The sequence below is a fragment of the Corynebacterium sp. HMSC056F09 genome, assembly GCF_001815785.1.
Taxonomy (GTDB): Bacteria; Actinomycetota; Actinomycetes; order Mycobacteriales; family Mycobacteriaceae; genus Corynebacterium; species Corynebacterium hiratae.
On the sequence record NZ_KV821972.1, the window covers coordinates 25,112 to 38,026 of the forward strand.

The following is a 12,915-nucleotide window of genomic DNA, read 5'->3' on the forward strand; positions in this document are numbered from 1 at the left end:
ATCAGTCAAGGCTGTCAGTGCTGACATGGGCTGATCGATAGCGATAAGGGACTCGATGTCGAGCAGGCAGTGGGTGTCTTGTATGGCTTTGACTTTCGGCAGGCTATCCAGGCGGTGGATAGCGCGCAGGCCGGATTTGATGTGGCCTTCGGGCAGTGACCAGGCAGCGACTAGGGATAGTGCGGTGGTGTTGATATCAGCCTGCAGGCTGGGCATAGCCCCGACCCAGGTGTCATAGGCAGCTCGTCGTGCTGTGGCGCGGGCTATGGCGTGTGGGTTATTCGGGTTAGTAGTCGAGAAGAAGAAGGTTGGTGGGCGTGTGGCAGTGGTCATGGGTATCTCCCCCGAGATAAACATGTGTTAGAAGAAATGTTCTAACCATGATTCTAGTGTCACGCACCCAGTATGGCCATAGCCTACGGTGAATTCATGTCAAGTCATTACTATAAACGGGGGTAGCCACCCCACGTTAGCCAGCACGTTCGACGCAAAAATGTTGGAGCCTTTGCCCGCGCGAGGACGTAAAACGCCCCTCCAGCCGTCAAGGACAGCGTGAAGGGGCGTGGGAGGGGGATCTACTTGGCGTCGGAAAGCGCGTAGGCAGCGCCAGCGCTCGCGGCAGTGACGGTGAGGACTGCGGGCCAGGAGCCCATTTTCTTAGCCAGCGGGTGGGAGAGGCCAAAAGCGCCGGTGTACAGAGCTGCCAGGCCAGCGGTAGTGGCCGGGTTCGTCTTAGCCCACCAGCTGCGGCCCGCCCACACGCCAGCGGCGGCAAGCACCACGCCGCCAAGCGGGCGAATGCCAGTCTCCCGGGCGGTGAGCCAGCCGCCGATAAGTCCCAGCGTGACGGTCGCTGCCGTCGATACGTCCTGCGGTTTCTTGATATCAATCATTCCCATGCGCCTCAGTTTAGGCCGCGTGAGCGTGCGGTGGCTAGACTTCGCTGCATGAAACTCGCAGGAACGCCGCCGTCGGAGAAGCAAGGGTGGCTCGCCATGGCCGCGCTATCACTGGGCTTTTTCATGTCCTTGCTCGACCAATCGATGATTGCCGTCGCGCTTCCCGACGTCCGCCGTGAGTTCCACGCCGATGTCAACCAGGTGCTGTGGGTTTCCGCCATCTATTTGCTCGCCGTGGTCGTGCCGCTGTTGTTTACCGGCCGCCTCGGCGATATCTACGGCCAGAAGAAAATGTTCCAGCTGGGCGTCGGGCTCTTTGGCATCGGCGCGCTGTTGTGCGCGTTAGCGCCCTCGGTGGAGTTTCTTATTGCAGCAAGAGCCTTGCAAGGTTTCGGCGCGTCGATTCAAATGCCGCAGACTATGGCCGTCATCAACCGTATTTTCGCGCGGGAGCGGCGCGGCCGTGCGCTCGGCGTCTGGGGAGTGGTTGGGTCTTTGGCCACACTTGCCGGACCGCTCTTGGGAGGCTTCGTCGTCGCTGCATTTGGGTGGCAGGCTGTTTTCTGGATCCATATTCCTTTTGTTGTCGCCGCGATTGTCTTATCCGGCCTGTGGGTGCCTTCCTTGCCAACGGCGATGGGGAAGATTGACTTCGTGTCGGTGGGGGCGTCGTTTATCGCGTTAACGTGCTTCGTCTTCGCAGTGCAACAGGGCCCAGAGACTGGTTGGCCGTGGTGGATTTGGGTCCTGCTCCTTGCTGGTGTGGTGGGCATCTACCTCTTCGTGCGCTTGCAATCATCGCGGGGGAAGGCGGCGCTCGTCCCGCTCGTGCTGTTTAAGGACCGCAACTACTCCGCAGGTTCAGTGGCCATCGTGTCCATGGGCTTTATGGCGGCGTCGATGATGATTCCAATCATGATGTGGCTGCAGGTCGAGCAGGACATGTCGGCGCGCGATGCCGGAATCATCGTCACACCCATGGCGCTGGTCTCTCTGTGCGTGTCGCCCTTGGCGGGCATTCTGGCGGATAAGCTGCACCCACGACGTCTGGCGGTCGCGGGCTTCGGCATCCTGATTGCGACCTTCCTCGCACTGTGGTTCCTCATGCAGGCCGAAGTGTCGGCCTGGTGGTTGTGCTTGCCCTGCGCGGCGCTGGGAGCGGGACAGTCCTTCATCTGGGGCTCTAATGCCGCGACGACGATGCGCGATATTGACGCAGATCTCATGGGCGCGGCATCCGGCGTCTACAACACGTCCAGGCAGGTGGGGTCGGTCATCGGTGTGGCCGCTGTGTCCGCAGTCATGCAGGTAGCGGGGGCCGCGAATTCCCTCGTGGTCATCGTTGCGATGCTGGCGGTGGGGTGTGTGGCTTCGCTCTTCTTCCGCGACACCCTGCATGCGGTAGCGGAAACTGCGAGGCTATAGGGAAGCGAGTAGATTGGATGTCATGCGTCTTGCTGTACTGACATCCGGTGGTGATTGCCCCGGTCTGAATGCTGTTATCCGCGCGGTCGTTCGCACCGCATCCAACGAGTTCGGCGATACGGTCGTCGGCTACGAGGACGGCTGGGTTGGTCTGATGGAAGACCGCCGCCGTGACCTTTATGACGACGCAGAGATCGACCGCATCCTCCTGCGCGGCGGAACCATCCTTGGCACCGGCCGCCTCCACCCAGATAAATTCAAGGCTGGGTTGGACACCATCAAGGCCAACATGGCTGATGCTGAGGTCGATGCACTCATCGCCATCGGTGGTGAGGGAACGCTCAAGGGTGCCAAGTGGCTCTCCGATAACGGTATCCCGGTCGTGGGCGTGCCAAAGACCATCGATAATGACGTCAACGCTACCGACTACACCTTCGGTTTCGACACCGCAGTATCCGTGGCGACTGACGCGATCGACCGCCTCCACACCACCGCTGAATCCCACGACCGCATCCTCATCGTCGAGGTTATGGGCCGCCACGTTGGCTGGATCGCGCTGCACGCTGGCATGGCCGGCGGTGCGCACTACACGGTGATCCCTGAGGTCCCGTTCGATATCGCCGATATCACCAAGGCCATGGAGCGCCGCTTCCAGATGGGTGAGAAGTACGGCATCGTTTGCGTCGCTGAGGGCGCGCTGCCGAAGGAAGGCACCATGGACTTCGAAGAGGGCGGTGTGGACCAGTTCGGCCACCAGACCTTCAACGGAATTGGCCAGGTCATCGGTGATGAAATCAAGAAGCGCACTGGTTACGACGTGCGCACCACCGTCCTCGGTCACATCCAGCGCGGCGGTACGCCGACGGCCTATGACCGCGTGCTGGCCACTCGCTACGGCACCCATGCCGCCCGTGCTGCGCACAACGGCCAGTCCGGCATGTGTGTGGCTCTCCATGGCGAGAATATTGACCTCGTGCCTCTCGAGGACGCAGTGGGCAAGCTGAAGGTGGTTCCGGCCAAGCGTTATGCCAACGCACAGGCCCTGTTTGGCTAAACACCACCGTTAGCTCATCCATAGTTTCTAAAGGTAGCGATGACAAGCGTATTAGCTTATCTGGCTGAGCAGCCGGTCCTCTTGGTGTTTCTGCTCATAGGTGTCGGCATGGCACTCGGCGGCATTAAGACGCGGGGCATCAGCTTGGGCGCGGCAGCCGTGCTTTTTCTCGGCATCGCCTTCTCGGCAGCCGCATCAGCTGCCGGGGTGGAGGCCTCCGTTCCTCCTATTTTGGGCATGTTCGGCCTGGTGCTTTTTGCCTTCGGCATTGGCAATAACTCCGGTGTGTCCTTCTTCAAGTCGCTGAAGACGGCGCCGGGCCCAGTGCTGTCGATGATCGGAGTCTTCATCATCGCGGCGCTTGCCGCGTGGGGGTTGGGCACTTATGTCTTTGGGCTGTCGAACGCAACCATCGCTGGTACTTTCGCTGGTGCGGTGACGAATACCCCGGCGTTGGCGGCGGCATCGGAAGCCACGGGCGATCCGGGCTCGGCTACGGTGGGCTACGCGGTGGCTTACCTGTTCGGTGTCATCGGCATGCTCGGTGCGACGGTGCTCGTGCTTCGCGACGCCGGCAATGACGACGACACCCTGTCACCCGTCACGCGCCAGCACATGCAGATTCAACGCGAGATCTCAGTCGCGGAGATCGCTGATATTGGCAATGGGGAAGTGCAGGTAACACGCCTGCGCCGCGTGGGCAGCAACCTTATCGTTTTGCCGAAATTCTTCGACGTGCTGCACCCCGGTGACGTGGTCACGCTCGTTGGTGCCCCGGAGGACCTGGACAACATCATCGAGCGAGCCGGGCGCGAGTCCCCGCAGATCCTCAATGATGACCGCCACGAGTTGGACTTTCGCCGCATCACTATTTCCGAGCACAGCTTGGCGGGCCTGACCATCGCGGAGCTCAATAACCAGCTGGCGGATCGCTGGGGCGCGCGTATCTCGCGAGTACGTCGCGCCGATAATGATCAGGTCGCTATCCCAGAACACATCGTGGAGCTCGGCGACCGCGTGCGCGTCGTCGGTTCCAAGAAGTCCCTGCGGGAGATTTCCACTTTTCTTGGTGATTCCTCGCAAGGCCTGACAGATATCAACCCGGTGTCTTTGGGCCTCGGCATGGCCCTCGGCGTTTTCGTGGGCCACCTCGAAATCCCGCTTCCAGGCGGCTCTTCCTTTAGCCTCGGCGCTGCCGCTGGCGTCCTCATCGTGGCGTTGATCATGGCGCGTATCGGGCGCATCGGCAATACCGTCACCGCACTGCCGCACTCGGCCAACACAATCCTCTCCGAACTCGGACTGCTGCTCTTCTTGGCCCAGGCCGGAACGAATGCGGGCGGGGAAATCGCCGGTGCCTTTACGGGTGGAGCCTGGTGGAAGATTCTCCTGCTCGGCATGATCATCACGACGCTGGTGGCGACCGGATTCGCACTCGTCATGCGCCGCTTCCTGCGCGTCGGTGCCACGAAGACCGCGGGTGCTATGGCGGGCGCGCAAACCCAGCCGGCCGTGCTCGCTTTCGTGAACAATCGGACGAACACTGACCAGCGCGTCGCCTTGGGCTATGCCATGGTGTATCCGGCGGCGATGATAGCCAAGATTCTCATTACGCACGGCATCACCTTGTTGGGTTAGGCGGTTGCGCACGGTGTCGCGCTGACATACTAAGATGGCACGCATGACTGCTGCGATGTATGACCTGATGGACTATGACGAGGTCCTTGAAAAGTTCGAACCCGTTATGGGCATGGAAGTTCACGTGGAGCTCAACACGGAGACCAAGATGTTCTCCACCTCGCCCACGAACTTCAACGCAGCCCCCAACTCCAACGTGGACCCGGTGTCCCTCGGTTTGCCAGGCGCTTTGCCGGTGGTCAACTCCAAGGGCGTGGAAGGCGCCATCAAGATCGGCCTGGCGCTGAACTGCAAGATTGCGGAATCTTCGCGTTTCGCCCGCAAGAACTACTTCTACCCGGACCAGCCGAAGAACTACCAGATCTCCCAGTACGATGAGCCGATTGCCTACGACGGCTACCTCGACGTCGTCCTCGACGACGGCACTGAGTGGCGCGTTGAGATTGAGCGCGCTCACATGGAGGAGGACACCGGCAAGCTGACCCACCTGGGTGGTGCCGATGGCCGCATTCACGGCGCAACGACCTCGCTGGTGGACTGCAACCGTGCCGGCATCCCGCTAATCGAGATTGTGACCAAGCCGATCATTGGTGCTGGCGAGCGCGCCCCCGAGGTCGCCCGCGCCTATGTTTCTGCTCTGCGTGAGCTCGTCGCGGCACTGGGCGTGTCCGATGCCCGCATGGATCAAGGCTCGATGCGCGTGGATTCCAACGTTTCGCTGCGCCCGGTGGGCCAGGAGGAGTTCGGCACCCGTACCGAAACCAAGAACATCAACTCCCTGCGCTCGGTGGAGCAGGCGGTGCGCTTTGAGATGCAGCGCCAGGCGCAGGTGCTTGTCGACGGTGGCGAGATCGTCCAGGAAACCCGCCATTACCAGGAAACGGATGGTTCGACTTCCAAGGGCCGTCCGAAGGAAACCGCCGAGGACTACCGTTACTTCAACGACCCGGACCTGCCGCCGGTGATTGTCTCCCGCGAGTGGGTCGAGGAAATCCGTCAGACCCTGCCGGAGATGCCGTGGATTCGCCGCGCCCGCATCCAGGAGGAGTGGGGCCTCAAGGACGAGGAGATGCGTGACCTGGTCAACGCCGGCGCTCTCGATCTCATTATCGAAACAGTGGAAGCCGGCACCACTCCTGACGAGGCCCGCTCCTGGTGGGTGTCCTACCTGACCGGTAAGGCCAATGAGGCTGGCGTTGAACTGAGCACTCTCGGCATTACCCCGGCGCAGGTCGCTCGCGTTGTTGAGCTGGTCAAGGAAGGCAAGCTGACCACCAAGCTGGCTCGCCAGGCGGTCGACGGCGTGCTGGCCGGTGAGGGTGACGTCGACGAGGTCGTCGCCAAGCGCGGGCTCGAGGTCGTGCGCGATGATGGCGCGATCGAGAAGGCCGTCGATGATGCCCTGGCCGCTAACCCGGACATCGTGGAGAAGTACAAGGCCGGCAACAAGAAGGTCACCGGTGCCATCGTGGGTGCGGTCATGAAGGCCACCCAGGGTAAGGCTGACCCAGGACAGGTCAACAAGCTGATTGCGAAGAAGCTCTCCTAGTCGGTAGAGATTTCCATTAGGCGAGGTCAGGCGGCTGCGGGGTACCGTGGTCGCCATGACTATTTCTACTAAAGCACTGCAGAAGACCGGTCCGAACGAGCCCTTCGAAGTCGTGACCATCCAGCGCCGCGAGCCGCGCGCCGATGACGTTGTCATCGACATCAAAGCAGCAGGCATCTGCCACTCGGATATCCACTCCATCCGCAACGAGTGGGGCGAGGCGCACTTTCCGCTGACCGTTGGCCACGAGATCGCCGGCGTGGTCTCCGCCGTGGGGGAGGAGGTCACTAAGTTCAAGGTGGGGGACCGCGTCGGCGTGGGCTGCCTGGTGAATTCCTGCGGTGAGTGCGAGCAGTGCGAGGCAGGGATGGAGCAGAACTGCCTCAAGGGCGGTGTGGGAACCTATAACTCCACGGATGTCGATGGCACGATTACTCAGGGCGGCTATGCGGAAAAGATCGTGGTGAATCAGGACTTCGTCCTACGCATCCCGGAGGCCCTTGATTTTGACGTGGCAGCACCCCTTCTCTGCGCCGGTATCACTACGTACTCTCCGCTGGCCCGCTGGGACGTCAAGGAAGGCCAGAAGGTAGCCGTCGTGGGCTTGGGCGGCCTGGGGCACATGGGCGTGCAGATTGCTGCCGCCAAGGGCGCGGATGTCACGGTCATCTCGCGCACCTCGCGCAAGGCAGAGGAGGCCAAGAAGCTGGGGGCGAGCCGTACCCTGGCCACCACCGAAGAGGAAGACTTCTTCAGGAACCACCGCGGCGAATTTGACCTCATCCTGTCCACCATCTCCGCCGAGTATGACCTCGAAGATTACCTGCGCCTCCTCAAGCCGCGCGGCATTATGTCGGTGGTCGGCCTACCGCCGGAAGCACTGCCGCTGCGCCTCAGCCGTCTGGTCGGCGGCGGCAAGGTGCTGACCGGCAACAATATTGGTGGCATCGCGGAAACCCAGGAGATGCTGGACTTCTGCGCCGAGCATGGCCTGGGCGCGGTGATCGAAAAGGTGGGCGTCGACGAGGTAGACGCGGCCTATGAGCGCGTCGTCGCGGGTGATGTGAAATTCCGTTTCGTCATCGATACCGCGACGTTTGCCGAGCACTAAGAGGTGAGCCGGCTCATGCTTGAGCGGTTGTAGGAGCAATCTCTCCACAGCCGCACACATGTTTTCCTATCAGGTTGGCGTAAGGTAGAACCTATGTAACGCCATGCTTGTGCCAAAGTATGGCGCGTTTTTATGCACTAGCCACTAAGCATAAAAAGAAGAAACTAGAAAACAGATAGGAAAACGTGTCTTATAAAAACGTCGTGGGCATCGCTTTGTCCTTCATTGGCTTGCTCGTGGGTGCGGGCTTTGCCACGGGACAGGAAGTTGTCCAGTACTTTACGTCCTTTGGTATTCCTGGCATGTGGGGAATCCTGGTAGCCGGCTTGGTCATGACCCTCGCCGGCACGGTGTTCCTTCAGCTGGGAAGCTACTTCCACGCCAGCGAACACAACCAAGTGTTCCGGAACATTACCCACCCGATCATTTCGCGCATTCTGGATGTCGCGGTGATCCTCACGCTCTTTGCGGTGGGCTTTGTCATGCTGGCTGGCGCCGGATCCAACATGCAGCAGCAATTTGGCTGGCCAGCCTGGGTGGGTTCCCTGCTCATGCTCGTGCTCGTTCTTATCACGGGCATGTTCGACGTCGATAAGGTTTCCCGCGTTATCGGTCTTCTTACGCCGACCATCATTATCGCCGTACTCTTCGCCGGCACCTACACGCTGCTGCACATGCCGGACAACGTCGATGCGGCCATTGCCGCCTCCGAGGCGATTGAGTCCCCAATCCCGCACTGGCTCATTTCCGCGCTGAACTACAACGGCCTGGCCCTCATCCTGGCGGTATCGATGTCCCTGGTGATCGGCGGCGATAACATCAGCCCGCGCGAAGCAGGCGTCGGCGGCATCGTGGGTGGCGCGGTCTACGCGGTGCTCATGGCCATCGCCGGTTTCTCGCTGGTGATGAACGCGGAGAACGTCGGCGATTCCGATATCCCGATGCTGACCTTGGTGGATAATATCCACCCGACACTCGGCGTCATCATGGCCATCATCATTTACCTGATGATCTTCAATACCGCCATCGGCATGTTCTATGCGCTCGGCAAGCGCCTGTCTTCCGGTAACGAGTCCAAGTACCGCATCATCTTTATCGCCGGCTGCCTCGCTGGCTTCGCCGTCTCCTTCGCCGGCTTCAAGGCTCTGATGCAGTACGTCTACCCGGTCCTGGGCTATATGGGCATTGTGCTCGTGGCCATCTTGGTGATTGGGTGGCTGCGCTCCCTGGGCAAGATTAAGGACGAGGGCCTGCGCCGTGAGCGCATCCGCGCCCTGCTGCACCTCAAGCTGCACCCCGACACAGAGTACGACGCAGCGCGTTATGACGATGAAATCGGCCAGCAGATCGCTGACTCCAACATGGACGATGAAGCCCTCTTCGAGGATCTCGTCTCCGATGTGGTGGAGGAGCTGGACTCGGATGAAGAGCTCGACTTCGACAAGGAAAAGTGGGAGGAAAACCGCAACGACCACTCCTACTACACCGAGCGCGAGGCTGTGGAGCAAGATCGCACCGACGAAGAAATCAAGGCCTGGGTCGAGGAAACCGGCGCGGTGGGAGACCCCGCCGAAGACGAAGAGCTCCCTGAAGAATCAAAGAAGAACTAGAGAAGCAGGAGCTTCGCGGTCAGCGCAAGCATGACGCAGCCGATGACAATGTTGACTACGCGCCACGTCGTCGGCTTGGCCAGCACGTGGGAGAGCTTGTAGGCGCCAAAGCCGAGGGAGGGGAACCACACGGCGCTGGCCAGAATCGCACCGCCGGCGAAGACCCAGCGCTGGTCGCCGTACTGGTTGGCAATGGAGCCCAGCATGACCAGCGCGTCGACGTAGGCTAGGGGATTGAGCCAGGTTAGCGCCAATGCGCCGAGGACCGGCTTGACCCAGGAATTCGAGCGCACGCGGGGGCGAATTTTAGTGAGCACGGAGTTTCCCGGTGCTCCCGAGCTGCCCGAGTTCTCTTCAACGACCTGCGCCACTGGTGCGGTTTCCTCAATGACCAGTGATTCCTGTTGCTTCTTAAACGCATCGCGGAAGCACGTGAACCCAAAGTAGATGAGGTAAGCCGCGCCCAAGTACTTGACCACGATGAGCGCGGTGGGGAAGCGTTCGACGAGGACGCCGACGCCGGCGGTGCCGCCGGTAATCAGGATGACGTCGGAAAGCAAGCATGCCAACAGGATGGGCCCGACATGATCGCGTTTAATACCCATCTTGATGATGTAAGCATTCTGCGGTCCGATGGCGATGATGAGGGACAAACCCAGCGCAAATCCTGCGAGCAAAACTGACATGGCTTCTAGTCTGCGTATAACGCCATATGAAGTCCAGTTAAATCTTCTACAGCTGGTTTAAAATAGCTTCATGAACCCGCTCCATACTGAAACTCTGCTGGCCATCATCGATGAAGGCTCCTTCGAGGGCGCTGCGGCTGTGTTGGGAATCACTCCTTCGGCCGTCAGTCAACGCATCAAGGCGTTGGAAGTATCGACTGGTCGAATCCTGCTGCGCCGCGGCACTCCCGTCACCGTGACCGAGGCAGGGGAGATCGTCGCCCAAGCCGCGCGGCGCATGGCTCTGGTCCAAGCCGAGGCGGATGCGCGGCTCACCGAGCGCCTCTCCCGCGTGCCGTTGACTGTTGCCATCAACTCGGATTCCCTGGCCACGTGGTTCAGACCTGTAATCCAGCGCACCGCCGAGCGCGGTGAGGCTGCGCTGCGCATTCGCATCGAGGATGAGGCCCGCACTCTCGCGATGTTGCGCCGGGGTGATGTGCTGGGCGCGGTCACGCGCGAGCAAACCCCGGTCTCCGGCTGTGAATCCACGTACCTCGGCACCATGCGCTACTTTGCCGTCGCCGCGCCCGCTCTGGCGGAGGGCTTCGAGGATTGGGAGACCCTGCCCATCGTGGGCTTCGGGCCGAACGACGCCACCTTGGACGACGCCATGCGTGAGCGCTTCATCGACTCCCATGTCCTGCGCGCGCGGGTATCCCAGATTCCCTCTTCGGAGTCCTACGTAGAGGCCGTGCGCTACGGCCTGGGCTGGGGTCTGGTGGCGAGGCTGCAGGCCCAGCCCCTGCTGGAGACGGGAGAGCTGGTGCTTCTCGACGACTTCCCGCTCGACATTGACCTCTATTGGCAACGCTGGCGGCTGGAGTCGGAAGTGCTCGCGGACCTCACGGCAGATGTCTTAGACGCAGGCCGTGCGGTTTTAGCTACGCGCCGCGCCGATAAAGATGCACCATAAGGGCGCTGTGCTGCCTTAAGTTGGAGGCATGAGCGATAAAACTCCTGATAAAGCCACCGACTTTGATGACGATATCCCGACCTACACGGGGAAAGACTCCGTGAAGGACAGCACGCCTGAGGCAGAAGCTGCCGATAAGCCGAAGAAGAGTAGCCTCTTCCAACGCCCCGGCCGCGCCGAGCCGCAGGTGATTAAGCCGAAGAAGGCTGAGGAGCCTGCTGTTGAGGCAGAGCCTGAAGCCAAAACCGAAACCTTTGAGAGCGCCACCCGCGAGTCCTTGTCTTTCGACAGCGCTGCAGCTGAAACCGAGACCACTGCCTTCCCGCGCGCGGAGGCCATGGCCGAGCCTGATACGCAGACAACCGCTATGCCGGTATCGGCAACCGCAACCGAGTCCGCAGCAACTGAGACCTACGAGGAAGTACCAAGCACGGTTGCCGTTGCCGATCCCGCCGTGGACTCCGAGCCTGCAGCCGTGGAGGAGAAGCCGGAGCCAGCACGCCGCGGCACCATCGACTTCGGTCTGCTCTTCGTGCGCTTGGCGCTCAGCGTTTACCTGCTCGTGGCGGGTGCCTCGACCTTCTTCAAGCTCGGCGGCAACGAGGGCCTGTCGGGTCTGGAGAACGAGTTCGGCGAGTACACCATGGCAGCGGCACTTGCCATCGGCGTGCCCACCGTCCAGCTCATCGCTGGCGCCTTCCTGCTGCTGGGTCTGGTGACACCGCTGGCGGCCATGTTCGGCCTTATCGTCACTGGTTTCTCCGCTATCCACGGCCTCAACGCCTCCGGTGCAGGGTTGGATGTCTTCGCGTGGAATGAGAGCGTCTGGCTGGGCCTCGTCCTCTTCGTTATCGCGGTGGCCCTGCAGTTCACCGGTCCGGGATTCATCTCTCTGGACTTTAACCGCTCGTGGACTCGCCGCCCATTGGCAACGTCCTGGATTTTCGTCGTCATTGGCGTGGCCGCGCTCGTTGCCATCTGGTGGTTTGGCGCGGGCGTTAACCCGCTGAACTAGGCGCTGTTAGCACGTTTCTACGCTCCCAGCCTGCAGTTATGGGGTAGCCGTTGTTGTTTTCCATTATGTAAAGTAAGTTGTTTTCTGTAGTGAAAAACAATGACTTTGGTGCCGCAGGAGGGGAGCTTTAGTTTTGCCGAATCAGAATGTTCTGGACGCACTCGCATTTGAGGAGCAACAACGGTTGGCCGCGGCCAAACGGCCACCCGTCTGGCTGAGCCTGCTCGCAGCGGCGGCGTACGGTGCGTGGTTTGCTTACATGTGGATCAAAGTTGACGTCCATCCGCTCGTCCTCGTCGGCGGACTTCTTCTTGTGCTCGGGTTATTGGTGAGCCTTGCCTTCTTTTACCGCACGGGGGTGAGGGATTCGATGCGCCAGAAGGTTGATCCGCACGCCTCCCGGAGCGTGACCTGGCGCTTCTACGCAGGATTGGGATTTATGATTCTGCCGTCGCTCTTCAATCCCTTCGTCGAAGGACACGTTATTCCCTCATGTATTGCAAGTGTGCTGTGCGCCTTGGCGGTCTTGTGGACACTACATACTGGTGCGCTGGATCGGAGGCCGCGATGAGTGAACTTGACCCGGTAATCCACCCGCTCAATCGCTTTAAGATTTGCGCCACACTTAATGCCTTCGGAGCCACGCAGGGCGGGGAGGTAAACCGAGAGATGAAGTTCGCCATGTTGCGCGCTCGCACGGAGCTTTCCGATGCCTCCCTGTCCAAGCAGCTCGGAGCTCTGGAAAAAGCCGGCTACGTGACTCGCTTCCGCGAGTACGGCACCAGCCGTGCGAAGGACTCGGTGTGGGTCGCATTGACTGAGCAAGGCAAGATTGCCTTCGACGGCCACTTGGCAGCACTCAAGGAATTAGCTGAGGGTTGAGTTGGGTGCATAGTACGGCCTCGCTGAGGTGCCCTTGTTGCCAAAGTTTTCCCGCCCGCCGCAGGCGGTTTCAAGTGGTGGATGCATCACT

General features: G+C 60.7%; 12 protein-coding genes and 1 pseudogene. 10 read left to right on the plus strand and 3 right to left on the minus strand.

The genetic code is table 11. The features are described from left to right. Positions 1 to 333: pseudogene (locus HMPREF3056_RS11890) on the minus strand (HNH endonuclease); the annotation flags it as partial. A gap of 242 nt (positions 334 to 575) precedes the next feature. Next, positions 576 to 899, minus strand: coding sequence for a hypothetical protein (locus tag HMPREF3056_RS11895; RefSeq protein ID WP_049157219.1), 324 nt, complete (start codon positions 897 to 899; stop codon positions 576 to 578). A gap of 48 nt (positions 900 to 947) precedes the next feature. Here HMPREF3056_RS11895 and HMPREF3056_RS11900 point away from each other — a divergent pair, with 48 nt between their 5' ends. The 6 genes from HMPREF3056_RS11900 (at position 948) to HMPREF3056_RS11925 (ending at position 9,286) form a co-directional block, all read left to right on the plus strand. Continuing rightward, positions 948 to 2,324: an MFS transporter gene (locus HMPREF3056_RS11900; protein ID WP_046648094.1), complete on the plus strand. Its 1,377-nt coding sequence runs from the start codon at positions 948 to 950 to the stop codon at positions 2,322 to 2,324. 22 nt (positions 2,325 to 2,346) lie between these two features. After that, positions 2,347 to 3,378: a 6-phosphofructokinase gene (locus tag HMPREF3056_RS11905; protein ID WP_010186971.1), complete on the plus strand. Its 1,032-nt coding sequence runs from the start codon at positions 2,347 to 2,349 to the stop codon at positions 3,376 to 3,378. Positions 3,379 to 3,417: 39 nt separating this feature from the next. After that, positions 3,418 to 5,016 (plus strand): aspartate:alanine exchanger family transporter, encoded by a 1,599-nt coding sequence (locus HMPREF3056_RS11910; RefSeq protein WP_070754932.1) that lies wholly within the window; start codon positions 3,418 to 3,420, stop codon positions 5,014 to 5,016. Between the two features lie 43 nt (positions 5,017 to 5,059). After that, complete coding sequence (gene gatB, locus HMPREF3056_RS11915; RefSeq protein ID WP_010186967.1) at positions 5,060 to 6,565, plus strand: Asp-tRNA(Asn)/Glu-tRNA(Gln) amidotransferase subunit GatB; 1,506 nt, start codon at positions 5,060 to 5,062, stop codon at positions 6,563 to 6,565. A gap of 55 nt (positions 6,566 to 6,620) precedes the next feature. After that, complete coding sequence (locus tag HMPREF3056_RS11920) at positions 6,621 to 7,676, plus strand: NAD(P)-dependent alcohol dehydrogenase (protein WP_049157215.1); 1,056 nt, start codon at positions 6,621 to 6,623, stop codon at positions 7,674 to 7,676. A gap of 185 nt (positions 7,677 to 7,861) precedes the next feature. Next, entirely contained in the window at positions 7,862 to 9,286 is a 1,425-nt protein-coding gene (locus HMPREF3056_RS11925; RefSeq protein ID WP_049157213.1) for a YkvI family membrane protein, read from the plus strand. On the opposite strand, the gene HMPREF3056_RS11930 is transcribed toward HMPREF3056_RS11925, so the two are convergent. Next, positions 9,283 to 9,972, minus strand: a complete 690-nt coding sequence (locus HMPREF3056_RS11930; RefSeq protein WP_049157212.1) for a LysE/ArgO family amino acid transporter — start codon at positions 9,970 to 9,972, stop codon at positions 9,283 to 9,285. The two genes, HMPREF3056_RS11925 and HMPREF3056_RS11930, sit on opposite strands and share 4 nt — an antisense overlap. A gap of 70 nt (positions 9,973 to 10,042) precedes the next feature. Here HMPREF3056_RS11930 and HMPREF3056_RS11935 point away from each other — a divergent pair, with 70 nt between their 5' ends. The 4 genes from HMPREF3056_RS11935 (at position 10,043) to HMPREF3056_RS11950 (ending at position 12,824) form a co-directional block, all read left to right on the plus strand. Further along, positions 10,043 to 10,927, plus strand: a complete 885-nt coding sequence (locus HMPREF3056_RS11935) for a LysR family transcriptional regulator ArgP (protein ID WP_049157210.1) — start codon at positions 10,043 to 10,045, stop codon at positions 10,925 to 10,927. A 28-nt stretch (positions 10,928 to 10,955) separates the two neighbouring features. Then, positions 10,956 to 11,942, plus strand: coding sequence for a DoxX family protein (locus HMPREF3056_RS11940; RefSeq protein ID WP_046648099.1), 987 nt, complete (start codon positions 10,956 to 10,958; stop codon positions 11,940 to 11,942). Between the two features lie 133 nt (positions 11,943 to 12,075). Further along, positions 12,076 to 12,513 carry a hypothetical protein gene (locus HMPREF3056_RS11945; RefSeq protein WP_049157207.1) on the plus strand — a complete coding sequence of 146 codons (438 nt, stop codon included), beginning with the start codon at positions 12,076 to 12,078 and terminating at the stop codon, positions 12,511 to 12,513. Next, positions 12,510 to 12,824, plus strand: a complete 315-nt coding sequence (locus HMPREF3056_RS11950) for a transcriptional regulator (RefSeq protein WP_049157204.1) — start codon at positions 12,510 to 12,512, stop codon at positions 12,822 to 12,824. The genes HMPREF3056_RS11945 and HMPREF3056_RS11950 overlap by 4 nt, the downstream gene beginning before the upstream one ends. The last annotated feature ends 91 nt before the right edge of the window (positions 12,825 to 12,915 follow it).